This window comes from Trinickia symbiotica (assembly GCF_002934455.1).
Classification (GTDB): Bacteria; Pseudomonadota; Gammaproteobacteria; order Burkholderiales; family Burkholderiaceae; genus Trinickia; species Trinickia symbiotica.
Map to the genome: position 1 here is coordinate 283295 of NZ_PTIR01000002.1, position 24253 is coordinate 307547.

Annotated in this window: 23 protein-coding genes; 19 read left to right on the top strand and 4 right to left on the bottom strand. The window is 62.5% G+C overall.

The window, feature by feature from the left end; translation table 11 throughout:
• Nucleotides 1-381 precede the first annotated feature (381 nt).
• Entirely contained in the window at nucleotides 382-1572 is a 1191-nt protein-coding gene (locus tag B0G57_RS05045; protein ID WP_102606723.1) for a glycosyltransferase family 87 protein, read from the top strand.
• Between the two features lie 408 nt (nucleotides 1573-1980).
• Here B0G57_RS05045 and B0G57_RS05050 read toward each other — a convergent pair whose 3' ends face one another.
• On the bottom strand, nucleotides 1981-3042 hold the full coding sequence (locus tag B0G57_RS05050; RefSeq protein ID WP_018439380.1) for a glycosyltransferase: 1062 nt from the start codon (nucleotides 3040-3042) through the stop codon (nucleotides 1981-1983).
• A gap of 27 nt (nucleotides 3043-3069) precedes the next feature.
• Nucleotides 3070-4302: a glycosyltransferase family 87 protein gene (locus B0G57_RS05055; RefSeq protein ID WP_018439379.1), complete on the bottom strand. Its 1233-nt coding sequence runs from the start codon at nucleotides 4300-4302 to the stop codon at nucleotides 3070-3072.
• Nucleotides 4303-5483: 1181 nt separating this feature from the next.
• On the opposite strand from B0G57_RS05055, the gene B0G57_RS05060 reads away from it, so the two are divergent.
• The 16 genes from B0G57_RS05060 (at nucleotide 5484) to B0G57_RS05135 (ending at nucleotide 18980) form a co-directional block, all read left to right on the top strand.
• Nucleotides 5484-5654, top strand: a complete 171-nt coding sequence (locus B0G57_RS05060) for a Flp family type IVb pilin (RefSeq protein WP_018439378.1) — start codon at nucleotides 5484-5486, stop codon at nucleotides 5652-5654.
• Between the two features lie 90 nt (nucleotides 5655-5744).
• Nucleotides 5745-5960, top strand: coding sequence for a Flp family type IVb pilin (locus B0G57_RS31570; RefSeq protein ID WP_020566038.1), 216 nt, complete (start codon nucleotides 5745-5747; stop codon nucleotides 5958-5960).
• A 115-nt stretch (nucleotides 5961-6075) separates the two neighbouring features.
• Nucleotides 6076-6261: a Flp family type IVb pilin gene (locus B0G57_RS05070; protein WP_018439376.1), complete on the top strand. Its 186-nt coding sequence runs from the start codon at nucleotides 6076-6078 to the stop codon at nucleotides 6259-6261.
• Nucleotides 6262-6295: 34 nt separating this feature from the next.
• A complete protein-coding gene (locus tag B0G57_RS05075; protein ID WP_020566037.1) occupies nucleotides 6296-6832 on the top strand; it encodes an A24 family peptidase in 537 nt (178 codons plus the stop codon).
• A gap of 109 nt (nucleotides 6833-6941) precedes the next feature.
• Nucleotides 6942-8345, top strand: coding sequence for a P-loop NTPase family protein (locus B0G57_RS05080; RefSeq protein WP_018439374.1), 1404 nt, complete (start codon nucleotides 6942-6944; stop codon nucleotides 8343-8345).
• An 86-nt stretch (nucleotides 8346-8431) separates the two neighbouring features.
• Nucleotides 8432-9256, top strand: coding sequence for a Flp pilus assembly protein CpaB (gene cpaB, locus B0G57_RS05085; protein WP_018439373.1), 825 nt, complete (start codon nucleotides 8432-8434; stop codon nucleotides 9254-9256).
• A gap of 107 nt (nucleotides 9257-9363) precedes the next feature.
• A complete protein-coding gene (locus B0G57_RS05090) occupies nucleotides 9364-11352 on the top strand; it encodes a type II and III secretion system protein family protein (RefSeq protein ID WP_018439372.1) in 1989 nt (662 codons plus the stop codon).
• An 18-nt stretch (nucleotides 11353-11370) separates the two neighbouring features.
• Nucleotides 11371-11682, top strand: coding sequence for a hypothetical protein (locus B0G57_RS05095; protein WP_018439371.1), 312 nt, complete (start codon nucleotides 11371-11373; stop codon nucleotides 11680-11682).
• Between the two features lie 24 nt (nucleotides 11683-11706).
• On the top strand, nucleotides 11707-12978 hold the full coding sequence (locus B0G57_RS05100; RefSeq protein ID WP_018439370.1) for a pilus assembly protein TadG-related protein: 1272 nt from the start codon (nucleotides 11707-11709) through the stop codon (nucleotides 12976-12978).
• A 9-nt stretch (nucleotides 12979-12987) separates the two neighbouring features.
• Nucleotides 12988-13506 (top strand): TadE/TadG family type IV pilus assembly protein, encoded by a 519-nt coding sequence (locus B0G57_RS05105; protein WP_018439369.1) that lies wholly within the window; start codon nucleotides 12988-12990, stop codon nucleotides 13504-13506.
• The gene (locus B0G57_RS05110; protein ID WP_018439368.1) at nucleotides 13503-13943 is read left to right on the top strand and encodes a TadE/TadG family type IV pilus assembly protein; all 441 of its coding nucleotides are present in this window, start codon (nucleotides 13503-13505) and stop codon (nucleotides 13941-13943) included. The genes B0G57_RS05105 and B0G57_RS05110 overlap by 4 nt, the downstream gene beginning before the upstream one ends.
• A gap of 23 nt (nucleotides 13944-13966) precedes the next feature.
• A complete protein-coding gene (locus B0G57_RS05115; RefSeq protein WP_018439367.1) occupies nucleotides 13967-15172 on the top strand; it encodes an AAA family ATPase in 1206 nt (401 codons plus the stop codon).
• A 30-nt stretch (nucleotides 15173-15202) separates the two neighbouring features.
• Nucleotides 15203-16570, top strand: a complete 1368-nt coding sequence (locus B0G57_RS05120; protein ID WP_018439366.1) for a CpaF family protein — start codon at nucleotides 15203-15205, stop codon at nucleotides 16568-16570.
• Between the two features lie 76 nt (nucleotides 16571-16646).
• Entirely contained in the window at nucleotides 16647-17624 is a 978-nt protein-coding gene (locus B0G57_RS05125) for a type II secretion system F family protein (RefSeq protein WP_018439365.1), read from the top strand.
• A gap of 18 nt (nucleotides 17625-17642) precedes the next feature.
• Nucleotides 17643-18611 carry a type II secretion system F family protein gene (locus B0G57_RS05130; RefSeq protein ID WP_018439364.1) on the top strand — a complete coding sequence of 323 codons (969 nt, stop codon included), beginning with the start codon at nucleotides 17643-17645 and terminating at the stop codon, nucleotides 18609-18611.
• 90 nt (nucleotides 18612-18701) lie between these two features.
• Nucleotides 18702-18980, top strand: coding sequence for a hypothetical protein (locus B0G57_RS05135; protein WP_018439363.1), 279 nt, complete (start codon nucleotides 18702-18704; stop codon nucleotides 18978-18980).
• A 12-nt stretch (nucleotides 18981-18992) separates the two neighbouring features.
• Here the strand turns inward: B0G57_RS05135 and B0G57_RS05140 are convergent, their stop codons facing one another.
• The gene (locus B0G57_RS05140) at nucleotides 18993-20072 is read right to left on the bottom strand and encodes a hypothetical protein (RefSeq protein ID WP_018439362.1); all 1080 of its coding nucleotides are present in this window, start codon (nucleotides 20070-20072) and stop codon (nucleotides 18993-18995) included.
• 219 nt (nucleotides 20073-20291) lie between these two features.
• On the opposite strand from B0G57_RS05140, the gene B0G57_RS05145 reads away from it, so the two are divergent.
• Both B0G57_RS05145 and B0G57_RS05150 read left to right on the top strand, forming a co-directional pair.
• Nucleotides 20292-21248: an ATP adenylyltransferase family protein gene (locus tag B0G57_RS05145; RefSeq protein ID WP_018439361.1), complete on the top strand. Its 957-nt coding sequence runs from the start codon at nucleotides 20292-20294 to the stop codon at nucleotides 21246-21248.
• A gap of 34 nt (nucleotides 21249-21282) precedes the next feature.
• Nucleotides 21283-22824 carry an SH3 domain-containing C40 family peptidase gene (locus B0G57_RS05150; protein WP_018439360.1) on the top strand — a complete coding sequence of 514 codons (1542 nt, stop codon included), beginning with the start codon at nucleotides 21283-21285 and terminating at the stop codon, nucleotides 22822-22824.
• Between the two features lie 23 nt (nucleotides 22825-22847).
• Here B0G57_RS05150 and B0G57_RS05155 read toward each other — a convergent pair whose 3' ends face one another.
• Nucleotides 22848-24173 (bottom strand): MFS transporter, encoded by a 1326-nt coding sequence (locus tag B0G57_RS05155; RefSeq protein WP_051089974.1) that lies wholly within the window; start codon nucleotides 24171-24173, stop codon nucleotides 22848-22850.
• Between the last annotated feature and the right edge of the window lie 80 nt (nucleotides 24174-24253).

Below are 24253 nucleotides of genomic sequence, written 5' to 3' on the forward strand. Positions count from 1 at the left end.
GCCATAGGAAAATAAACGCATTAGGCCAAATCCGGATACGGGTGTAGCTTGAAACGGTGGGCGTGCGGTGGTCAACATACTAATTTCGGACGCGGTCACAAAGTTGCAAACCATGCGCGATATGTCCGGCGCTGCTTCTCGGGCGGGCGGCGACTATCAGCTCGCGCGAACAAGGCGCAATTGGCTGGCGGCGAACATTGCATGGAGCACAACGTTCGCTGGCGTTCGCCCCGATAGGGTGCGCCCGTAAGGCGTTTCCCAAATCGAGCGAAAAAATCGATGCCTGCGAACGTTATTACGTCAAAGCTATAGCGAAGTCGAAATCGGGGGACCTGCCACCGAAATCGATCAATTAGTTTTACTTTGAAGGACGGGGGACTCGTGGCCAATGCTTCGAGAAAGGGGATTCCTTCCGAGTCGATCACGTTCTGCGCGCTGACGGCTCTGACTATTCAAACGGTCGTGCTCGCGAACTGGGGCACACATTATTACTTGCTTCGTCAATCGACGGGGCCGCTGCTCGGCTGGGATTTTGTGGTTTTCTGGTCCGCCGCTCGCGTGACGCTGGAGCATGGCGCGGCAATGGTTTTTTCTCCGACCGTGCTGCACGAAATGGAAGCCGCCGTCGGTCACTTTCGCGAAATTGGGCCGTGGGCCTATCCCCCGACTTTCCTGCTAGCGCTCATCCCGTTCGGGCTGTTCTCGTTTGCTACTGCGTTCGGGCTGTTCTCCGCCGCGGGGCTCGCTGTCTATGCCGTGGCGTTGCGACGCGCCGTCCGCGGACTCGATCCGCCGTATATGTTGTTCGCTGCCGGATTTAGCGGCGTCGGCGTGGCGCTCGCAGCCGGACAAAACTCACTGTTGACGACCGCGGCGGCGGCCGGGGCCACTTTGCTGCTTGACTCCAACCCGATTCTCGCGGGAACCTGCGTCGCGGCGCTCGCGATCAAGCCGCAACTGGCCGTGCTGTTCCCGCTCGCGCTCGCCTGCGGCAGAAAATGGAAAGCACTCGCGGCCTCGGCCGCCTGGGCGCTAGCCTTCGCGACAGTCGCGACAGCCATATTGGGCGCCGACGCATGGACCGTGTTCGCCGCGCACTTGCCGTCTTTCAATCAACGCTTTGTCGAGCACGGCTCAACTCACTGGGCGGCGATGCCGACTGTATTCGCCGCCGCAAGGCTCGCTGGGGCGTCCGTCCCGGCTGCCTATGTTGCCCAAGCACTCATCGGGGTTCCCGCAGCCGCAGCGGTGGCTTACTTGTGGCTGTGCGACGCGCGATTTGAGTTGCGCGTCTCGGCGCTCGCCCTCGGTACGCTGCTCGTCCAGCCTTATCTGATGTATTACGACCTCGCGTGGCTCTCGCTGCCAATAGTCATGCTGCTGCACGACGCCAAGACGGTCGAGCTGAGCCGCATCGAATGGATCCTCGTCGGCGCGACCTGGTTGGTGCCGGCGCAAGCGTTCATTGCGGTCGGGTTCGACTTTCCTTGCCATATTGCGACAGTCGTGATGATCGCGCTATTGGTCGCGGTCGTGCGACGACATCTTGCCGTGCGGCGACGGTGCGGCTGACCGCGTCCGGCATCCAGGGGAAACTTCAATTGGACAAGACTTTCTCGGCCCAGCGCTTCAGCGCCGTCTCGCCGCCGCGAATACGTGACACCGCTCGAGGCGGCTGTACGCCCCTATATGCCCTGTACGCCGTGGGCCTACCCGCCGACGCTCCTCCATCTCACGTGTTGAAATCGCGATCCTCGTCGTAGCTTGGTTCGCGCCGGCGCAGGCTCTCGTGACAAGATGGTTTCCATTCATCGGTCAATGGGACGCGGCGGTGCTACGGGCATTGATCGCGCTCATCTTCCATCGACGCCTGCGAGCCGTGCGGACCGCGGACAGCGAACGCGAGTTTCGAGACAATCTCTCAAGCAGAACAATCACGGCGTGAACCGCAGATGCAAGCTCTGGAGAACTGAAACCGCCTCAACGCTCTGCGACACGCACGCCGGCGATCGTGCGCCTGCGCGCCGCGTCATACCGCGACCCATTGCGCGCGCGCAGCTCCGCGCGCGCCGCGGGCAGCGCGCTCACCTTGTTGGTTTCCCGATAGCGCCGACGCACGAGATAGACCGGACGCTCCTTCGTCTCGTGGTAAATGCGCCCGACGTATTCGCCGACGACACCGATGCCAATGAGCTCGATTCCACCCATGAAGAGCAGGATCGAAATGATCGAGGCGTAGCCGGGCACCGGATTGCCGAAGAGCAGCGTACGGCCGACGATGACGCCGCCGTAGCAAAAAGCGAGCGTCGCTATCGCAAGCCCGATGTACGTCCAGCTTCGCAACGGCACTGTGCTGAAGCTCGTGATGCCTTCGAGTGCGAGGTTCCACAGCCGCCATCCCGAGAACTTCGATTTCCCGGCACTGCGCGGCTCGCGCTCGTACTCGACGATGACGGTCCGATAGCCGACCCACGCGAACAGCCCCTTCATGAAGCGATGGCGTTCCGGCAAGCTTCGCAAAGCGTTGACGACCGCGCGGTCCATCAAGCGAAAGTCGCCGACGTTCTCCGGCAGCTTGACGTCCGAGAGCGCGTTATGGATGTGGTAATAAAGCGCCGCCGTTTTCCGTTTCAAGAACGAATCGCAGGCCCTGTTGGCCCTTTTTGCGGCGACTACCTCGGCCCCGTCGAACCAGTGCGCGATCATCACGGGGATCAAGCTCGGCGGATCCTGCAGATCGGCATCGATCGGAATGACCGCATCGCCGGATGCTTCGTCGAGGCCGGCGGTCAGCGCAGCCTCCTTGCCGAAGTTGCGCGTGAGATCGACGACGCGCACGCGCGAATCCCGCCCTCTCGCTTGCACGAGCTTGTCGAGCGTCCCGTCGCTGCTGCCGTCGTTGATACAGACGATCTCGAATCTAATCGATTCAATCGCTTCGAGCACCGGGACGATCCTCCGAAAGAACGTCTCGACTGCATCGTTCTCGTTATAGAACGGTGCAATTACCGAAACCAACGGCTTGCCGATCGATTGAGCCATGATGCCCCCCGTGAACTTATCATTTGGTCATCGCCGTTCGAGCGCGATTCGCCTCAACAACATCGAGAGCGTAACGGCCAAAATCAGCGGCAGGAATTGGAAATGAACATGCATCACCACTAGAATGCCGGTCAACGGCATCAACCATAGAAGAGCGAGCCATTCACGTTCGCCTCGTTTCCATCCGCTGGTCATCCCGTGTTTGACATACCAGGCCACGACCACGCCGCACCAAGCGAGATCGTAGTCGTAGAGGTAGGGGCTCACCATGAGGCTTGCACACGCTAACGTGGCGGCACGCAGCGGATACGGCGTCTCGCGACGCCATGCAAGCCAGACTGCTGCGGCGGCAAAGATCGCCGACATCTCTTGAGCGGCGTAGGCGCCTGTCGTCGATCCATGAGCCATCTTGACGAGCGAGAAGACGCTCGGCACCCGAGCCAACGCCGCGCGCCCGTCTTGGACGAACCCGGCTGCCATCCCCATGTTGTGCAGGAAAGCCATGAGTGTCTCCGTTCCGAACGCGGCAAGCGCGAGGGCGAGCATCGTCAGCGCGGTAACGGAAAGCGACGCCAAGGCGCGCCACGAACGCGAGCAGAGCAACGCGAGCGGAAAAAGCACGGCGAGGTGAGGCTTCATGCATAGGATGCCGAATGCGATGCCGGCCAGGATCGGACGGCGCGGCAGTGCAACGAGCCCGAGCGCGGCAAGCGATGCGGTCATCAGCCCGTTTTGGCCCGACACCATGACCAGAGCAGCGCCCGGGAAGGCCAGCGCAACGAAGACCGCCTCGCGTCGAGGAATGATCGAGTGAATCGCCTTGACGAACACCAGATAAGTGCCGCCGAGAAACATCACGGCCGCTACGTGCCACGGCAACAGGGCGAACGGATAGACGACCAGCAAAAACGTCGGCGGATAAAGCCACGGCAGAATGCCGACCGAATGACCGATCGCTCCGCTTTCGATCTTTTCGAGCACGGCGAGGTTGTACGCATCGGCTGCGTGACCGTGCAGCGCGAGCGACGACGAACTCCAGAACGGCAGAAAATCAATGGCAAGCGGACTGATGTACTCGTGCGGATGCCACACGGCCTTGTAGAAGTACACGGCGAGCCATACCGCATAGCAAGTCATGACGACGATCGAGTAGAGCCGCAAGCGCTCGGAACCGATCCAATGTTCGGCGCGGCGTTCACGGCCCGTCGTCTGCGCCACTCGCGCCGCGCGCGCGTCGACATGAAGTGGAGTCGAGTTCATGCGAATTCTCCCGGCACTGAACGACCGCGTCGCAAAACCACGAGCATCGTCATTGAAAAAATGATGCCTCCGATTGGCGGTAATTTCGCCGACCGATCGAAGTGTTCACGGAGCGACAAAAGGCATCGGAGCGTCGCTACCGCGCTACTGGAGAACGCCAGGCGCGACGTAGTCAACCATTGGAGCGGCAGGCTTGCGCCGCCGCATCCCCCCCGACTCAAAAAGTACATTTTTTGCATTCCCTGCCGGTCCTTGTAAGCCCACCCGGCCATATCGTTCGTCACTTCTTCTTAATGTCGCGGCGTCTGGTCAAACGCCGCTGCTCAACTGCACGGCTAATTGTTGGATTAAAACAATTGCGCTTTCAATCCGGTTCGACGCTCGAAAGGCCGACGATATGCTTTGATAGGTGCGCCATCGAACAAATCCCTCAGAGCTCATGCGCAACCACAAAATATCGGCGTCTCAAATCTGAAACGGTCAGTGCCGCAACTGATTTACGGGCGCCATCCGTGGGTTAGCCCGTAGCGGCCGCCGTCGGAGGCACATGCAGATGCTGCATTGCTGCTCGCGTTCAAAATGCCGAAGACAAGCGCGATGATCGCATCAGACGCTAAACCTATCTCCGCCCATCCGTTCGTCGCAACTTTGCGACAACGTTTGCTGCGAGAGACCGCAAGACCTGCCGAGCGTCCGGCTTAGCCCTTGAATTGCAACGCTTTCAGCACCGTTGGCACATCGCTTGCAAACTGGTTGCCGCACGGAAGCTGGCGACGGTAACGATCGGTCGCGCCACTCGAACGGCCCCAAAGAGGGCTTATGCGAAATGGCTGACGACGTTACTCAAGGGGGGAACTCGCGTGCGCTGCCGCCGCAAGCGGCGGAAGCGCAGCGCGGGCTGTACGAATAACCGCCAGCTGACTGATCGGCGCCGGTCTCGACCGGACGTCTTTTGGGGGGATGAGCAAGATGAGCCGGGGGGCTTAGGCATGATCAACAATGCTTCGAGACGGCATATCGCGAGCCGCGTGATGTGGCGCATTGCCGTGCCCCCGGTCAACCATCGCGCTTCGATCTCGGGCTTCAGACGCCCGAGCCTCCATCGTTTTGCAACCGTAGTTCCATCCCGAAGCCTTGTCGGCCAGGGGCCACTTTGTTCGTTCTATTTAGGAGATTCGAAAATGCAAAATATCATCGCTCAAGCAAAGCGCTTTCTGCGCGACGAAGAAGGTGCAACGATGGTCGAGTACGGCCTCATGGTCGCCCTCATCGCCATCGTTTGCATTGGTGCCGTCACCACGATCGGGACCAACCTCAACCTGGTTTTCAGCGACATCGCGGTCAAGCTCTGACCAATGCGGGTGCGGGCGAGCCGGAATGGTTCGCCCGCGTTCTCTGCCCAACGTACCAAGCATTCAGGTGCGATTAAAAAGGAGTCCAACGTGATCGAAAAAATCGTTCATCTGCGACGCGCCGTTTCCGCACAGGGTTCGCGCGTCGTCGAGCAAGCCGCGGCCTTTCTTCGCGAGGAGCAAGGCGCAACGATGGTGGAATACGGGCTGATGGTCGCGCTCATCGCGATCGTCTGTATCGGCGCCGTCACCACGATCGGGACCAACCTGAACCTCGTTTTCAGCGACATCGCCGCACTCATTTGAGGCGGCCGGCAGGACGAAACATCCCTGCCACGAAGTTCGATTTGATCGTTTTGCTGTATGACGCGCCGCGGGATGCCCGGCTCCGTCAATACATGCTTCCGGGGGGGGAGCTGACATGCACGCGTTACTTTCGATTCTGCGGCCGTTGCTGGACGAGGACGAGGGCGCAACGATGGTGGAGTACGGGCTGATGATCGCGCTGATCGCGATTTCAGCCGTTGCAGGCGTCACCATCTTTGGCAGTGCTGTCGAACAGCTCTATCAGAACATCCTCGACGACATCGTCGCCGCGATTCATTGACGACGCCCTATAACGAATGAGAACGAGGCCTGTCATGCTCTTCCCTGCTCTTCCGCCTCACCCGATTCCCCTTTGCGTGGCCGCGCTCACGATCGTGACCGCCAGCACGGACATTACCTGCCGCCGGATTCCGAACCCGATTTTGGCGTTGAGCCTCATCGTCTCACTTTTGGTGCAAGTTTGGCTGCACGGCCTCGTGCTCGGCGCTGGCAGCTGGCTCGCCGGCGCAATGACGGGCTTCGCGTTGCTGATCCCGCTTTACCTCGCGCGCGGCACGTCCGCCGGCGACGTGAAACTGCTGCTGACGATCGGTGCGTGGGTCGGCCCCACGATGGTCGTCTATATCGTGCTGGCGACGTTCTTGATTGGCGGCGTTTGGTCAATGGCCTTCGTCGTTTTTCGCCGCCGTACGACACAACTGCTCACGAATCTGCAGTGCCTCACGATGGGCGGCTGGCGCATGGGGCGCGGCATGGAGCCCGGTAAACGGATTGCATCGGTCGGCTCGCTTCCCTATGGCGTGGCGATAGCGGCCGGAACGTTAGGCGTTTTGTTCGCTTCGGCGGCATGACTGAACGGCGTGCCGGTCGCCGCGAGCGCGGTCGGCGGAGCGTCTTCGAGCAGGAACCAATCCCCGCGGCTGCGGCTTTAGCGAGCGAGCGGCGGGATGGAGAGGAAACATGAACGATCGGGATCTCGAGACAGGCAACGGCGCGCAGGTCACGCAGCTGCCGCAGACAGCCGCAACACGCGAACGCCTTGCGGAAGCGACGCGCACGCTGCTGCGCGCTCCGCGTACGCTCGCGGATACCGGTCTGCCCGTCGTGTTCGTCAGCCGCCTCGTGCTGAAGTCGACGTTCATCAACGGCAAATCGAGCTTTGCCGATCTCTCGCAGCGGCACTGCCTTCCGATCGCGGTGCTCGACGATCTTCTCGCATTTCTCGTCCGCGAGCGTCTCGTGGAGATTACGCATCGCGGTGCAACCGACATCGATGTCCATTTCCGGCTCACCGAAGCAGGTCGGACGGCGGCGGCCGACGAGCTCGCACGATGCAGCTACTGCGGCCCAGTGCCGGTTGCCTACGACACTTATATGGAAGTGGTCGCCGAGCACTCGGTCCGCAAGCAGCGGATCACACAGGCGGACGTGCGTGCCGCTTTTCGCGGCATTTGCGTCGAGCCAGCGCTGCTCGATGCGGCGGCGGCATCGCTCAACGCGGGCCGCCCGCTCCTGCTGTACGGCCCGGCCGGCAGCGGCAAGACGTATCTTGCGGAGCGGCTCGGCCTGCTGCTGCAGGGCGACGTGCCGATTCCCTACGCGATCTACGTCGGCGGCGAAATCATTCAGATGTACGACCCGTTGCTGCACCACGACGCTTCGACGTCGATCGCTTCGGCCATCGGCGATAAGCGCTGGCGCGTCTGCCGGCGGCCGGTCGTCCTCTCGGGCGGCGAACTGACCCTCGAGGGCCTCGATCTGCGCTACGACGCCGCAGCTGGCTTTTATCAGGCGCCGCCGCACATGAAGGCCAACATGGGGCTCTACATCGTGGACGACCTCGGTCGTCAGCGCGTTGCCGCGCAGGACTTGCTCAATCGATGGATCATGCCGCTCGATCGCAGTCTCGACCTGTTCACGCTGCAGTCCGGCACGCGCTTCACGGCGCCGTTCGATGTCTGGCCGGTGTTTTCGAGCAATCTCGACCCCGCCGCAATCGGCGATGAGGCGTTCCTGCGCCGCCTGGGCTCGAAGCTCCAGATCGGTCCGCTATCGCTCGACAACTATCGGACCGTCTTCGAGGCCTGCTCCGCATCACTCGAGCTCAACCTCACATCGGAAGCATTCGACTATCTGCTGCATAGCCTGCATATGCCGAACGCGAAGCCGTTTCTCGCCTGCTACCCGCGCGATCTTCTGCGACTCGTTCGCGCGTCGGTCGATTATCGCGGCGCCGCGCGCGATGTGACGGCAGAGGGACTGCGCGAAGCTTGGCAGAGCTACTTCGGCAGCACGGAGCAGATGAGCCGCTATCCCCCTTCTTCCACGGCGAGACGTCCGGGCAGACGGTTCGCCACACGCTGAACGGACGCCTCATGGTCGTTTGATTGTCATGCAAATACGGTCACTACAGGTGACGCCAGGTTGCAAGATTCGTTAGGAGTGCTGAAATGAAAAACAGTCGAGCTCTGATCATGCTGGCGCTTGCCATGCTGGCGGGCCTGGCCGCTGTCGTATTCGCGTCGCGATGGCTGATCCATACCTCTTCGGGTGCCACGACGCCTGTCGCCGTTGCCGTCGAGGACATCAATCTCGGGCAACCACTCAACTCGAACCTGGTTCGCATCGTCAATTGGCCCACGGGGAGCGTGCCGCCCGGCTCATTCACCGATGCGAAGTCGCTCGATGGGAGAGTCGTCAAGACGAGCCTTACGCGCGGTGAGCCGGTGCTCGAAGCGAAGCTCGCGCCGCAAGGAACTAAGGGTGGGCTCTCGGCCGTCATCGATAAGGGCGACCGCGCGATCACCGTGCGCGTGAACGACGTGATCGGCGTGGCAGGCTTCGCGCTACCCGGCAACTATGTCGATGTGATCGTCAACACACAGCAGCCGGGCGGGAGTAACGACCAGCAAAACATTTCGAAGATCGTGCTCGAGCGGATCCTCGTGCTCGCGGTCGCGCAGCAAGTGAGCCGCGACGATACGCAACCGAAAGTCGTCAATGCGGTCACGCTCGAGGTGACGCCGGAGCAAGCCGAAAAGCTCGATGTCGCGCGCAGCGTTGGCACCCTCTCGCTCGTCCTGCGCAACCAAGTCGACGACGACAAGCTGAAGACGGCGGGCGCAACGAAGCTCACGCTGCTCGGCGCATCGGCGCCGGTCGCCGCTCCGCCGAAGCCTGCCCGTGTGCACTATGCCGCGCGTGCAAAGCCGGAGGTGAAGCGCGATTGCGTGGGCGTCCTTTCGGGCGTCGCGGGCAGTGTCGAATGTTTCTAGCATTTGAGGTGGCGGCGCGCGAGGACCGACGCGCGCTTTGGCAAGACCACCCAAACTCGAATCACGAATGACGCGGTAAAGGCATCACAACCGGGGGGCATCACCAAATGAATACGAAACTGAAGCACCTGCAGCACCGCGCTCCGCGGCGCCGCAAGATGAGCCGGGCAATATCGGCTGCCCTGCTCGGCGCAAGCCTCGCGGCCGCACAGCCTGGCATCGCGCAGGAAATGATGGAAGGCGCCGCGCTGCTGCACCCGGCGAAGGCAGCCCGGCCGATGCCGATGAAGACGGCCATGGCGCCTATCCCCGCGGCGGCCGCAGGCGCCACGGCAGCGGCGGCGGCAGCAGCAGCTCAACCGTTACGCGGCCCCAACTGCAGGGGCGATATCAGCGCGGAAACGAATGTCGTGGTGCCGGTCGGCAAATCGACGCTCGTGCAGCTTTCCGAGCCCGCGCGCAATCGCTCGCTCGGCAATCCCGTCGTCGCGATGGCGACGCTCGTCTCCCCGCGCACGCTCTATGTCGTCGGCATGTCGGTCGGCACGACGAACATGATCGTTCAGGGCGCGAGCGGCGCATGCGAGATGCTCGAAGTCGTCGTCGGAGTCGACGCAAACGGACTGCAGCAATCACTGACGCAACTGATGCCGGAAGAGCGCGGCATCCGCGTGTCGAGCGCAGCGGGCAATCTCGTGCTCGGCGGACGTGTATCGAGTGCGCCGGCCGCGGTGCAAGCCATGGAGATCGCGAGGGCCTACGCCAACGCACAACCGACCCAACAGTCGCAGTCGAACTCGACGAGCGGCGGCGGCGCATCGACGACCCAGCAAATGTCGAGCACGAGCGCGCCGGCCGGCGTGATCAACATGATGACCGTCGATGCACCACAGCAAGTGATGCTCGAGGTCAAGGTCGCGGAAGTGGCGAAGACGCTCGTCGATCAGATCGGCTCGTCGCTCAATCTTCAAGGCGGATTCGGCAGCTGGACGGGTGCCCTTGTCAGCAGCTTGCTGTCGGGCGCGAACACGATCGTTGCCGCGACCAAAGCCAATCGACTGCCGTTTCAGGTGGCGGTCGACGCGCAAAAAACCGATGAGCTCACGAAGATTCTGGCCGAGCCGAACCTCGTGACGGTCAGCGGCCAGGAAGCGTCGTTCCTCGCCGGCGGACGCGTTTTCATCCCGGTGCCGCAGAGCAATACCAACGGCGTGTTGACGATCGCGCTGCAGGAGGAAGAGTTCGGCGTCGGTCTCAAGTTCACGCCGACCGTGCTCGCTAATGGCCGGATCAACCTCAAAGTAGCCCCCGAGGTTTCAGAGCTCTCGCCCACAGGTGTAGCCGTCAGCGCGACGGGCGTCAGCTCGACGACGATCCTGCCTCTGATCACGACGCGCCGCGCGTCGACCACGGTACAGATGAACGACGGCGAATCGTTCGCGATCGGCGGCCTCATCAGCAGCAATATCACCGGCAACCTGAAAGCGCTCCCTGGCCTCGGCGAATTGCCGATCATCGGTACGCTTATGCGCAGCACGAACTTCCAGCAAGACAAGACCGAGCTCGTTTTCATCGTCACGCCACATCTCGTCAGGCCGTTACCGAACAGCCACTATCCGTTGCCGACCGACAGCTTCACTCAGCCGAACGAGGCCGATGTCTACGCGACGGGCAACATGGAAGGCCGCGGTGCGGCGCATAGGCGAGATCAACGGGTAGCCGAGAAGGCACCGACGAACTCGTCGACGTTGCCGCCTGCTGCTGAAACGGATTCGCGTGCCACGCCGGCCTTGCCCGCACCGTCAACCTCGCCGGCGCCCACGCCGCGCGCGCCCAACGCTGTCGACGATTCGGCGATATCGCCACGCGATCCCGCGCAAACGAGCGAAGTTCCAGCTTCGACGATTTCTTCTCGCGAGCTACCGCCGCTGCCGAAGGGGACGCGGACCGACCTGGCGAAGGCGCCCGACTCCTCTTCGGACGCCCAGGGGACACGCGCCGCGCGGATCGAAGCCGCGGCGGCTCGAATCGCAGCGGACTTCGAAAAAGGCGCGATCACCGTTTCGAGCACATCGAGCCGGCCGGCGAAGCAGTGACGTGAAAAGGGGAATTTCATGAAAAACGATTGCATTCACATCGCGCGCCAAACGCTGGCGTTCGCGGCTAGCACTATCCTGCTCGGCGGCTGCATGACGAGCACGCCCATCTGGGACGCTCACTTCGGCGAAGCCGTCAGGGCCGTCACGCAGGCGCAAATTATCGATCCGCAAGCAGGCGAGCACAACCCGTCGACGCCTGGCGTCGACGGCAAAGCCGCCGTCTCGGCGATGACGACCTACAACAAATCGTTCGATGCGCCGCCGCCAACGGTGAATCAGTTCGTGATCGGGGTAGGCGGCGGCGGTGGCGGCGGTGGCGGTCAGTAAGAACGGATTTGAGGAGAGCTCATCATGCGTCTTCAATCGGGAACGCGGATGCACGGCATAGCGCGGCGCCGACGCCAAGGCGGCGCCGTGATGGTGCTCGTCGCACTCGCGATGATCGCGCTCGTCGGGTTCGTGGGCCTCGCGCTCGATCTCGGCAAGCTCTATGTCACGAGGAGCGAGCTGCAGAACAGCGCCGATTCCTGCGCACTTGCTGCTGCCCGAGACGTCGACGGCGTCACGCCGCTCGCCGTCTCGGAAGCCGCGGGGATCGCCGCGGGTAATATCAATCGAGCGTTTTTTCAGTCGGCGGCCGTATCGATGACGGTCGATAACAACGTCACCTACGCCACTTCCTCTAGTGGACCTTTCCAGAGCAAAGACTCGACATCCGGGACGCTCGCTCAGATAGGCTACGTGCAATGCACGACCGCCGTGACGGGTATCGCCAACTGGCTGATCCAAGTTCTCAATCTGCTCCCCGGCGTGAGCATCGGCCCATCCACTGTCTCGGCCGTGGCCGTCGCGACAACGGGGCACGCACAGGGGCTTTGCGCCATGCCGATCTTCGTCTGCGATCCTTCCATCGGTTCGCCCGGCACGCAATATGCTGTTGGACAGTGGCTCACCGGCAAGGTCGGCTCATCGGCCGGCACCTACAGCCAAGGCAGTTTCGGCTGGGCCAATCTCAACTACAACACAGCCAATGCGTGCAGTGGCGCCAGCTGTCTTGGCCAGCAACTCACAGGCGCCACATGCAGTGTCCCCAACAGTAGCCAGGTGCGCGCGAACGGCAATATCGCATCGCTCGACAAGGCGTACAACACCCGCTTCGGTATCCAATACAACGGTAATGGAGCTCCCACGGGGCAATCCGACTTCACGGGATTCGCGTATACGGCGGCAGCAGGCTGGTCGGGTAGTGCCTACAGCGACTTTTTGACAAAGCGTGGGAGTCGCACGCCTTACCAAGGCGATCCCAACGGCAAAAGCGGCGGTGGAAGCGGCGTCAAAACCGGCGGATCACCCGGCTCGTCCGCCGTGTATCAGGCAGGCGGGGACCGGCGGCTCGTCGTCGTGCCGATGGTGAACTGCAGCAACATCACGTCTTCCGCCGGCGCAACTGTCACGAACTGGGCATGCGTGCTTATGCTCGACCCAATGGCGCAGGGCGGCAATCTGGATTCCGTCCACGTCGAATACAGGAGTCTCGCCGGTGCCGCTGGCTCCCCTTGCCGCACCGAGGGAACGCCTGGCTCCGGAGGCAACGGCCCGCTCGTCCCCGAGCTGATTCAATAGGAGCCTTTCATGCGCAGACGTCCGATCCACGGCAAACGGCAGCACGAGCGCGGGGCCGCGCTCGTCGAGCTGGCTCTTGTCCTGACGCTGCTGCTCACGCTCTTCAGCGGTATGGTCGAGCTTGGCCGTGCCATCTATCAGTACGAGACGCTGACGAAGTCAGCACGCGACGCCGCACGTTATTTGTCCCAATACTCCGCGCTCGATCCGAACTATCCGCTCTCCACTGCAAAGTGCCTGGCGGTCTACGGCACCACGGATTGTAGCGGAACAGCTCTCGCACCCGGTTTGACGACGGCGAACGTGGTCGTCTGCGATCAAAGCGATTCGTCCGGCTGTCCGGGCGGAACGTTCGCCAACTACAACGTCTATGACGCCAACAACAACTCGAGCTCCGGAACGATAGAAGAAGCGATCAACCTCGTCGAGGTAAAGATCACTGGTTACAACTACTCGCCCATTCAATCGTTTTTCCAGTTCACCGGGGTGACGTTCGGCGATATTGCAGTCGTGATGAGGCAGTCATGAAAGATAGACGCAAGATGGCTGGCCCAAAAAAGCAACGCGGCGCGGCAATCGTCGAGTTCGCGATCGCTTGCGCGGTGCTCGTTAGCGTGCTCATCGGCATCATGGAGTTCTCCCGCGTTCTTTACTACTGGAACACAGCGACCGAAGCCGCTCGCCTCGGCGCTCGCGTAGCAACGGTCTGCGATGTGAACGCGTCCGTCATCAAGACCAAGATGGAGCAGATGTTGCCGTTGCTCTCCGACAGCAATATCCAGGTGAGCTACACGCCCAGCGGATGCGACGCGACAAACTGCACTTCCGTGACGGTGGGCTACACCGGCCTGACGGTCAGCACATTCGTGCCGTTCGTACCGATCTCGATGACGCTGCCGCCGTTCGCCACCACGCTTCCGCGCGAGAGCCTGTCCAGCGCAAGCGGGGGCTCCGTCTGCCAATAACCCATTCAGCCCTGCCAACGATCATGATCGACATTCTCTGCATATCGAAAGACGCCTCGCGGCTCGCCCAGGTCGCTCGTCTGATCGGCGAGTGCGGCGGCTACCGAACCACGCGCACGCTCGGCAGTCCCTCTCAGATCGCGCAGCGAGGCGACACGCTCGAATCGTTCGACGCGCTGATCGTCGACGCCTCGACGCTCGAGCAAGCCGAGCTGTCGGTCGTTACCGACATCAGCCACCGCTACGATCGCCTCACCTGCATCCTGCTGACTGCCGACGCGTCGCCGCAAACGCTGATCGCCGCGATGCGCGCCGGCTTCCGCGATGTTCTCGCGTGGCCGCTCGATCAGCGTTCCTTTGCCGAAGCGCTGCTGCGCGCCGAGGGCAAGCGAGCGGCGCGCGGCGGCCAGGAAACGCGAATCGTCTCCTTCATGTCCTGCAAGGGCGGCGCGGGTACGACTTTCGTCGCGGCGAACGTCGCACACGCGATCTCGACGGCGAAAAAGCGCGTCCTGCTGATCGACCTCAATCTGCTCTACGGCGACGCAGCCTTCCTCCTCACAAACGAAACGCCCGCCTCGACGCTCCCGCAAATTTGCGCCAGCGTCGACAGAATGGACTCGGCGTTTCTCGACGCGAGCCTCGTCCATGTGAGCGATACGTTCCATATCCTGGCCGGCGCCGGCGACCCCGTCAAAGCGGCCGAGGTCAGCAGTGAAAAACTCGAATGGCTGCTCGGAATCGCGATTCCTCGCTACGAATTCGTTATCTTCGATCTCGGCCAATCGATCAATCAGCTCTCGATTCTCGCCCTCGACCGCAGCAACGAGATCCATCTCGTCGTTCAGCCGAGCATGCCGCATGCACGCGCCGGCCGGCGCCTGCAGGACATTCTCGCATCGCTCAGCTACGCGTCCGATCGCATGCGGCTCGTGCTGAACCGCTACAACCGCCACGCGGACCGCACACGCGCCGCGCTCGAAGAAATTCTCGACATGGTGCCTTACCAGGTCATTCCCGAGGACGCCGAAGTCGTCTCCGACGCCCTGAACGAAGGCATGCCTGTCTCCGAGATGAAGCGAAACTCCGGGGTGGTGCGTGCAGTGCAGCAGCTCGCCGAAAACATCGTTGCCCAAGTGCCTGCACCTACGCACGGTCGCGCACGCGTTGAATCTCGTCCGTCGCGCTTCTTCGGCCGCGGCGCGACGCCGAAACTGAAAACCATGTAATGCCAGAACAGCGCCTGCAAGGAGATCATCATGTCGCTGCGTGAACAAATAAGCGGCCAATTCGTCCAGGCGTTCGGAGAACGCGAAGGCGGACCGGGCGGAACGAACGGCATGGCGCGCGCCGCCTACCTGAGTCTAAAGCGCGAGATCCATCTCGCGGTGCTGGAGCGCGTCGAACTCGAACGCGTGTCGAGGCTCCCGGCGGATCAGGTGCGGCAGGAAATCGCCGCTCTGATTGCACGCATTCTCGAGGAACAAAGAGCGCCAGCCAACGACGTCGAGCGCAAGCAGCTCGTCACCGACGTCTATGACGAAATGTTCGGATTTGGCCCGCTCGAGGTGCTGCTTCGCGATCCGACCGTATCGGATATCCTCGTCAATACAGCGAGGCAGACCTACGTCGAGCGCAAGGGCAAGCTCGAGCTGACGGACGTCACATTCTACGACGATGCGCACTTGATGAAGGTCATCGAGAAGATCGTCTCGCGCGTCGGACGGCGCATCGACGAATCGAGCCCGATGGTCGATGCGCGTCTGCCGGACGGCTCACGCGTCAATGCAATCATTCCGCCGTCGGCGATAGACGGGCCGCTGGTCTCAATCCGGCGGTTTGCCGTCAATCCTCTACAGGTCTCCGATCTCATCAAGCTCCACACGCTCACTCCGCCGATGGCCGAGTTGCTCGACGCCCTCGCGCGGGCCAAGGTCAACATCCTCATCTCGGGCGGTACGGGCAGCGGCAAGACGACACTACTCAACATTCTGTCGGGCTACATTCCCGGCGACGAGCGCATCGTCACGATCGAGGATGCCGCCGAGCTGCAATTGCGGCAGCCGCACGTGCTGCGGCTCGAAACTCGTCCGCCGAACATCGAAGGACGTGGCGAAATCACACAACGCACGCTCGTGCGCAACGCGTTGCGGATGCGTCCCGATCGCATCATTCTCGGCGAGGTGCGCGGCGCCGAAGCGCTCGACATGCTGGCCGCGATGAACACCGGCCACGAAGGTTCCCTCGCCACGATACACGCGAATACGCCACGGGATGCGCTGACGCGGCTGGAAAACATGATCAACCTCGCCGGGATGTCGCTGCCGCCGAAGACGATGCGCCAACAGATCGCATCGGCGATTTCCGTCGTCATTCAGGCCTCGCGGCTCAACGACGGTCGTCGCAAGATCGTGAGCATCCAGGAGCTCACGGGCATGGAAGGCGAGATCATCAACATGCAGGAGGTCTTCGCGTTCAAGCGGACCGGCGTCGACCAGTCAGGCGGGGTGCGCGGCTACTTCTGCGCGACCGGCGTGAGGCCGAAGTTCGTCGAGCGGCTGCAGGCATTCGGCATCAACCTGCCGGACGAAGTCTTCGACCCCTCACGGCGCTTCGAAGCAGTATGACATCCGCGGCGATTCCGTTCGAGGGCAAGCTACGCACCGCCATCGGCGAATCGACCGATATCTGAAGGAGACCACGATGGACCCGATCTTCTACGCATTCGTCATCTTGATATTCGTGGCCGTCGTGCTCGCGGTCGAAGGCGTGTATCTCTGGTGGAACAGCAGTCACGGAGCGACCGCGCGGCGCATCGAATCGCGCATTCGCGTGCTGTCCGCCGGTGGACACATCCAGAGGGAGCGCCTCACGATTCTAAAGGACCGCATGCTGCGCGACTCGACCTACATCGAGAAGCTCGTCATGAGCGTGCCGCGCCTGAAGTCGCTCGATCTCTTCATTCAGCAATCGGGGGTCGACTGGTCCGTCACGCGCCTCGTGGTAACGAGCCTCGCGATACCGTTCGTCGTGTTTGCCGCCGCGCTCGTGGCCCCGGTGCCGCTCAGGTTCGGCGCGGCCATCGCTCTCGCCACGAGCGGCCTCCCCTATCTCCACGTGAATCGGAAACGCGCGAAGCGGCTCGCGAAGCTCGAGCGGCAACTCCCCGACGTCGCGGACACCATCGGCCGCGCGCTGCGCGCCGGCCATTCTTTCCCGAGCGCGATCGGGATGATCAGCACTGAGTTCGCCGAACCGATGTCGGGTGAATTCCGTATCACGTTCGACGAGATCAACTACGGCGTGCCGCTCGGAGACGCATTGCTGAATCTTGCGAAGCGCGTGCCGATTCGCGATCTGCGCTACTTCGTCATCGCCGTACTGATCCAGCGCGAAACGGGGGGCAATCTCGCCGAGGTGCTCGACGGCATTGCTTTCCTGATACGCGAGCGATTCAAGCTTTTCGACAAGGTTCGCGTGCTGGCCGCTGAAGGGAAAATGTCAGCCTGGGTGCTCGGACTGCTTCCCTTCGTGACGGCCGGCGCAATGATGGCCTTGAACCGCGAGTTTCTCGCCGTGCTCTGGGAAGACCCAGCCGGGCTCAAGGTTGTCTACGCGATGATCTCGATGATGGTGTCGGGCGCGTTCTGGATGCGGCGCATCATCAAAATTCGCGTGTAGCGTTGAGGAGATATCACCATGCAGTCGCTCAATGGCATGAACCTGCTCTTGCTGGTCGGCCTCTTCGCTTTCGTCTTTGCGGCAGCGTTCGGGGCCATGCTCTTGTTCTCGCCGAAGGATATGCGGCGGCGCATCGAGCAAGCCGGCGGTCTCGCGCGCGCAGCCATGTCGCCGGAGCAGATTTCGGCCGCTTCCGCATTTCTCGAGAAAATTGCCGATATCTCGGAGCCGATCGCGAAACTCTCGATTCCGAAGGAGGGTTGGGAAAACTCAGCCCTCCGAGTCCTTTTGATGAACGCGGGCTGGCGATCGCCGAATGCAGCCCCCCTTTATTTCGCCGCCAAAACGGCGCTTGCGCTGATCATTCCGCTAGCGCAGTTGCCTTGGCTCCTGCGCACATCGCTCGCGGCGAATCCGTTCATGCTGTCGGCGTCGCTCGTTGGCTTCGCGGGAATCGGTTACTACCTGCCGAACAAAGTGCTGAGCCGCCGCGTGAAGCTCCGCAAGCGCACGATCTTCGAGGACTTCCCCGACGCGCTCGATCTGCTCACTGTTTGCATCGAGGCGGGCCTGAGCCTCGACGCCGGTATGATGAGAGTCGCCGAGGAAATCAAAATACGCAGCGCGGTCGTGGCAAGCGAGCTCGATCTGTTCCTGCTCGAGCTGCGCTCCGGATTCACGCGAGAAAAGGCGTTGCGCAACCTTTCGCTGCGCACGGGCGTCGAAGACATCGACTCGTTCTGCACGATGCTCATTCAGGCGGAGCGATTCGGCACGAGCATCGCCGACTCGCTGCGCGTGCTTTCCGATACGCTGCGCACGCGGCGACGCATGCGTGCGGAGGAGCAGGCGGCGAAAATCGCGCTGAAATTGCTGTTGCCACTCGCCTTCTGCATTTTTCCCGCGCTGCTAACCGTTTTGCTCGGTCCCGCGATGATCCACGTCTATCGGATCCTCCTCCCGACGATGACCGGCACAGGCGGCTAGTGCCAAAGACTGCGCTTAGTGTGAGCGGCTCATACGCCATGGTATGGTTCTCCCAATGCACGCTCCGGCGCGCCATAGGAGAACCCAATCGTGATCCGCAAAACCCTCAACGCCTCGCGCCTGCAAGAGGAAGTGAGCCGCCGCATCCACCGCATTCACGAAATCGTCGAAGACGGGGTGAAGATCCGCGTGCCACGCCCACAAAAGCAGGAGCCCGACGCCACCGGCTGCAATTGGACAATGAAGCATTTCGGCAATGCGATCGGCTATGAACGCGTCGTCGATGAAGTGCTGCGATCAGCCCGCGCCGAATACAACCTTTCCGACACCGACGACGCAAAGGACATCCACAGCCTCTTCGGCGATTAACGCGAAGTGCCCTCACGCATTACCGGACGCATCCCGTTCCGCGGCCTCCAGCCCCTCGTCCACTTTCTGTCGACGAAAGCGCGAGAAAATCCCGCGCAGGCGCCGCTTCAACCTATCGTCGAACATGATCTTGAGGGCCCAGCGCAGCTGCCCCTTTCGATGCTGCGCCGCGACGACGCGCCACACGCGCGGCGGACAGAAATCCCGGTGTCGTGCCTCTCTTTCAATAACGGACTTGCTGCCCGGCAAATGCAGGAACGAACATCGGCTGAACCAGTAAAGATTCCGATGCGTGTTGCCGGGCCAATGGCGGCCCACCGCCTGATAAGCGCCGACGTCGACGATCGCCTGACCTTCCTGCTCGAGCAGCGAAAGCGCTGCGGAGATGAACGCCTCATCGCCGTGGTGATGGAGATGGCGAATTTCCGCGAGGTAGCGCTTGAAGCATGGCATCGCCCGCTCGATGAGTCGGGTAAGAAATTCAGTGGTACATAGCAAAAATTCCCCGCCATACCACCGCGGATTTCCGAGCGGACGGCCAGCCACCCGTTCGAGGTCGGCAATGACACGCGCGCTGCCGTAAGCGGGAAAGACTTGATCGGAAATATCGAAGGCGCCGACGCCGAGCCATGCACAGCGCGTGATGAGTGCCGCGTCGAGCGGGTGCATGGCGACCATGTCCGTATCGAGCAGCAGAAATAGCGCGTCTTTCGGCAGGCTCTTGGCCGCCTGAATCATCAAGTCGAATTTGAAATGAGCGGCATAGAACGGGGTGCTTTTCGGCAGATCGCGGTGCGCAATCTCGAGTGCCTGCACGACGGGGCGTGCGTCCTCGTCGGCCATATCGGCAAGCATGCGGCGAACGGCCTCGACTTCGTTCGTGTAGACGGTCAGGCGCGGCAGCCCGGCGTAGAGCAGCGACTTGTTCAGGCCAACGGCCTGGCGCACGTACGCGGACGGATCCTTGCTTCGGCTGTTCGGGCTCGCGCCGGCACCGGGGTCGAGGTAAACAAGCGCGCATGGATAAAGCGACTGGAACGTCGCACGGCGACGCCCGATGACATGCAACGGTTCATTGAGTTCGATTGTCATCTGCTCGGTAACCCGTGGAATCGCCCCGCCTACGCGAAGACGCCCCGTCCCCCATTAGACTCGGACCTATTTGGTGCAAAGCCCATGCCCATGTGCTTCAAAAACAAATCCGGGCTGCTCGGCCCGGATCAACGTATTCATGAACCGATGATATGAAGTACGGCCCGGCCTTCTGCGCCACAATATCGCCGTTGAAAGACACCGCGGAACGATTCGATTATGTCCTCGCTGCTGACGCCCAATACGCTTTTGTCGGCGATTGTGCGCCGAACCGCACACGCGCTCGAATGCGGCGCGCTTCGGCCGATCGAAACGGCGTCGATCGCACTCGACGATGGCGGGGTGCGCTTCGTCGTACGCCAAGTATCGAGCCTCGCCCGAAAAACGCGCGAGCGTGGCGCCCATGCGACAAATTCGTCCTCGCCACCGGTCGACCCATTTCTGCCGTACGACCCGGACCTCTTCGTCGCTGACATTACGCCCACGCACGTCGCTTTGCTCAATAAGTTCAACGTCATCGATCATCATCTGCTGATCGTCACGCGCGCTTTCGAGGAACAGGAAGCTTTGCTCGGTATCGACGACTTCACGGCCTGGTTGGCTTGCCTTACGCAGTTCGAGCCGCCCGGCGTGCGGCCGCCCGGCTCGCCGGCATCCAGCTCAGGGGCGCTCGGGTTCTACAACGGCGGCGAGGCGGCCGGCGCCAGTCAGCGACACAAGCATATGCAGCTCGTTCCATTACCGCTGGCAGCCGATGCCCAGGGCCTGTCGCTGCCGATCGAACCGCTCGTCTCGGCCGCGCTCGCCACGGGAGCCGACGTCGCCGCTCTCGACGGCCTGCCGTTCGCGCATGCGTTCGCGCCACTCCCCCCCGCCCCCGCGCCGGTTGCCGCCCTAGACCTGTATTTGCGGCTCATGGAGGCCCTCGGGCTCATCGATAAGTCCGGCCCTGGCGCGCCCGCGCGCCAAGCCAGCCCTTACAATCTGCTGCTGACGCCACGATGGATGCTGCTCGTGCCGCGCCGGGCGGAATGCGCCGACGGCGTGTCGATCAACGCGCTGGGCTTCGCAGGCTCGTTGTTCCTCCGCGATGCCGGGCAGATGGAAACCGTCCGCCGGCTGGGACCGATGACGCTGCTCGAGCGCGTATCGATGCCGCGCGACGCAAACGCATGATTACGGCTTTGCTACTCTCTCGGATTGCTCGTCGATGCTCCGCAAATTCAGCGCTTTGAATCCTCGCTTGGCCATTGCCGCGCTTTGTCTTGCGCTCGCCGCTTGTGCGTCGCATCCGCCCGCTCCGCAGCCGCATGCTTATGTCGATCCGATCGGCGTCTTTCCGATGGAGGCCTACGATCAAAACATCGATCGCTGGATCGATCCCGCGGCGCCCGGTTACGACTCGCCGTTCCTCAGCGCACAAACCCAGCGCGAGCAACTCGACGCACTCTACGCACGCTATTTCGGCATGCGAGCCGACGACCCTTCGCCTTGGAACCCGGCTTTCATCAGTACGATCGTCTATGGCCAGAACGGCCAGAACATCGTCGATCTCCAGCTTCGCCGCATCGACCGATACGACAACAAAGGCAAGCCCGAGAACCTGATCGGCTATGGGCAAAACTATCGCGCGCACACGGAGCAGTGGATCGATGCGATTGAGCAAAACATGGATGTCGCGCAGTTCGGACGAGCGCCGCATTACCGGCCTTCGTCGCGTGCCATCGCAACGGCCAATCTGCTCGTGCGCGAGCTCCCGACGACGGATCCTTCGTTCTATTCCCATCAGCTCGCCGGCGAAGGCTATCCGTTCGACAATCTGCAGATTTCGGCCATTCGCCCCGGCACGCCGCTCTATATACTGGGCGTCACGTCGGACGGCGCATGGAATTACGTGCAAACGCCGGACGTGCAGGGCTGGGTGCAGGCGCAAGGCGTCGGCACCGTCGACGATGCCTTCGTCGATACCTGGACGCAAAGCGCCCGCGCGTCGTGGGGCGCCGTCGTCGCGGCATCGGCGCCCGTGCGCGACGAAGCGGGAACGTTCCGTTTTGCCGCACCGGCCGGAACGCTGCTGCCCCTCGCCCCTCGCTCGTCCCTGACCGGGACCGGCACCGTCGCGCAGGCCGACACACGAAGGGTCCTCGTACCAGCCCGCGATATCGACGGCCGCGCCACGATCCGCCGTGCGCGGCTCGCCGACTCGCAAATCACGCCGATGCCGCTCGCCGCAACGCCGCGACATCTGGCCATGCTGATGAAAGCGCTGATCGGCCGGCCCTACGGATGGGGCAACATGGACTTCTATAACGATTGTTCGTCGGAACTGCAAAGCATCTTCGCCGCATTCGGCGTGTGGCTGCCGCGGCACTCGTCGACGCAGATGAGCGCGGGCCTCTTCACCGATCTCTCCGATGCGAAGCCGGCCGACCGGCTCGACTACCTCATGCGGCACGGCGAGCCGATGCGCACGATCGTCTACATCGGCGGGCATGTCATGCTCTACCTGGGCCCGACCGAGCGCGACGGCCACGCCGTGCCGCTCGTCTACCAGGACATTTGGGGCTTACGGCCCGCCGACAACAGCCGCCGCTCGGTCATCGGCGGTTCGGTCATCTTCCCGCTGTTGCTGAGGATTCCTGAAGATCCCTCGCTGCAGTCGCTGGCCGGCACACCGATCTTTCAGATCAGCGTGATCGGCGCGCCGAGCGGCACTAAACCGCCGCCCGACCAGGAAAATCCGGCGAGCTGAGCGGCGGCCGGCTCGCCGCTGCGCTACTGCGGCAGCACGTCGCCGCGCGTCTCGGGCGCGAGCGGCACGATGAAAAGACCGATCACGAACGCGATCGCCGTCAATGCGACGGGCACCCCGAGCGTGTGCATCTGCAAAACGGCCGCACCGAGCAAGAAGTTGACGCCGGCCCCGATGAAACGGCCGAATGATGTGCAAAACGCGAACGCCGTCGCGCGCACGCGCGTTTCGAACTGTTCCGGCAACCACAGGCTGAAGAGCGCGAAGTTGCCGCCAAAAAAGCCGAGCGCGAAGAGCCAGGCGATGAAAGGCACGAGTCCGTTGGGCAGGTAGAACGCCCATCCGAAGCTGCCCGCGATCGAGACGGCCATGCCGGCGAAATAGAAGGCGAGCGTTTTCTTGCGCCCTATGCGCTCCGCCATCGGCGGCAATGCGAGGCAGCCGAGGATCGTCCCGATCGAAAGCAGACCCGTGGCGAGCGATGCCGTTTTGATCGCGGCGCTCTTGTCCATGCCGGCCTTCAATGAAAGCTGAATGACAGCTGACGGCTCGTAGACTGCGCCGGCCCACAGGCCGACGATGGCGATCGTCAACAACGCGCACGCCACCCACGTGCGGCGCCGATAGTGCGGACCGAGAATGTCGCGCAGCGGACGCGAGCGCACGACTTTCGCCTCGGCCTTCTGCCATTTCTCGGGCTCTTTCACGCGCAGCAAAACGAGAATGGCGACGACGACGGGAACGGCGCCCGTCAGGAACATGGCACGCCAGCCGAAATGAACGCCGACGGTGTAATTGAGCGCCGCCGCCAGAAAGAAGCCCGCGTAGTAGCCCGTCTGCAGGTAGCCCGCGCCCATTTTGCGGCGATCCTCGGGCCACGCCTCGGCCACGTAGGTGCCCGCGAGCGCCCACTCACCGCCGATGCCGACTCCGGCGATGAACCGGTAGATACCGAGTTCCCAGACGTTGCTCGCCGTGGCCGCGAGCCCCGTGAAGATCGCGAACGTGAAGATCGTGCCGGCGAGTACCTTGGTCCGGCCGAAGCGGTCGGCAAGCGGCCCCCAGATGAACGACAGGCCCCAGCCGACGAGAAACAATGCGAACAGGATCGAACCCGCCAGACCGATGTTCGCGGGTGTCGCCGCATAACCCGAGCGCGGCAGTAACTCGGTCAAGGCGGGCGTCAGGACGAGCGCGTAGATGAACGAATCCATCCCGTCGAGCGTCCATCCCGACCAAGCCCCCCAAAAACCCGCGATTTGGGAACGATTGAGCGGCGTTCGGCGTCGTGCCGCTCGTGCGCCCAAGGCGCCTTGCGCCTCTTGCGCATTGTCTGTGCTTGAACCCATTTGACTCCTCCGGAGATACGGTTGACACGACCCCACTTCTCTCGACTGAGCGGGCGCGATGGTGCCGCGCCTCTCCCGTC

What these genes read in the sequence shown, in the direction of transcription:
- B0G57_RS05050 (WP_018439380.1), bottom strand. Translation starts at nt 3,042, where the DNA reads ATGGCTCAATCGATCGGCAAGCCGTTGGTTTCGGTAATTGCACCGTTC.
- B0G57_RS05055 (WP_018439379.1), bottom strand. Translation starts at nt 4,302, where the DNA reads ATGAACTCGACTCCACTTCATGTCGACGCGCGCGCGGCGCGAGTGGCG.
- B0G57_RS05060 (WP_018439378.1), top strand. Translation starts at nt 5,484, where the DNA reads ATGCAAAATATCATCGCTCAAGCAAAGCGCTTTCTGCGCGACGAAGAA.
- B0G57_RS05070 (WP_018439376.1), top strand. Translation starts at nt 6,076, where the DNA reads ATGCACGCGTTACTTTCGATTCTGCGGCCGTTGCTGGACGAGGACGAG.
- B0G57_RS05075 (WP_020566037.1), top strand. Translation starts at nt 6,296, where the DNA reads ATGCTCTTCCCTGCTCTTCCGCCTCACCCGATTCCCCTTTGCGTGGCC.
- B0G57_RS05080 (WP_018439374.1), top strand. Translation starts at nt 6,942, where the DNA reads ATGAACGATCGGGATCTCGAGACAGGCAACGGCGCGCAGGTCACGCAG.
- cpaB (WP_018439373.1), top strand. Translation starts at nt 8,432, where the DNA reads ATGAAAAACAGTCGAGCTCTGATCATGCTGGCGCTTGCCATGCTGGCG.
- B0G57_RS05090 (WP_018439372.1), top strand. Translation starts at nt 9,364, where the DNA reads ATGAATACGAAACTGAAGCACCTGCAGCACCGCGCTCCGCGGCGCCGC.
- B0G57_RS05095 (WP_018439371.1), top strand. Translation starts at nt 11,371, where the DNA reads ATGAAAAACGATTGCATTCACATCGCGCGCCAAACGCTGGCGTTCGCG.
- B0G57_RS05100 (WP_018439370.1), top strand. Translation starts at nt 11,707, where the DNA reads ATGCGTCTTCAATCGGGAACGCGGATGCACGGCATAGCGCGGCGCCGA.
- B0G57_RS05105 (WP_018439369.1), top strand. Translation starts at nt 12,988, where the DNA reads ATGCGCAGACGTCCGATCCACGGCAAACGGCAGCACGAGCGCGGGGCC.
- B0G57_RS05110 (WP_018439368.1), top strand. Translation starts at nt 13,503, where the DNA reads ATGAAAGATAGACGCAAGATGGCTGGCCCAAAAAAGCAACGCGGCGCG.
- B0G57_RS05115 (WP_018439367.1), top strand. Translation starts at nt 13,967, where the DNA reads ATGATCGACATTCTCTGCATATCGAAAGACGCCTCGCGGCTCGCCCAG.
- B0G57_RS05120 (WP_018439366.1), top strand. Translation starts at nt 15,203, where the DNA reads ATGTCGCTGCGTGAACAAATAAGCGGCCAATTCGTCCAGGCGTTCGGA.
- B0G57_RS05125 (WP_018439365.1), top strand. Translation starts at nt 16,647, where the DNA reads ATGGACCCGATCTTCTACGCATTCGTCATCTTGATATTCGTGGCCGTC.
- B0G57_RS05130 (WP_018439364.1), top strand. Translation starts at nt 17,643, where the DNA reads ATGCAGTCGCTCAATGGCATGAACCTGCTCTTGCTGGTCGGCCTCTTC.
- B0G57_RS05140 (WP_018439362.1), bottom strand. Translation starts at nt 20,072, where the DNA reads ATGACAATCGAACTCAATGAACCGTTGCATGTCATCGGGCGTCGCCGT.
- B0G57_RS05145 (WP_018439361.1), top strand. Translation starts at nt 20,292, where the DNA reads ATGTCCTCGCTGCTGACGCCCAATACGCTTTTGTCGGCGATTGTGCGC.
- B0G57_RS05150 (WP_018439360.1), top strand. Translation starts at nt 21,283, where the DNA reads ATGCTCCGCAAATTCAGCGCTTTGAATCCTCGCTTGGCCATTGCCGCG.
- B0G57_RS05155 (WP_051089974.1), bottom strand. Translation starts at nt 24,173, where the DNA reads ATGGGTTCAAGCACAGACAATGCGCAAGAGGCGCAAGGCGCCTTGGGC.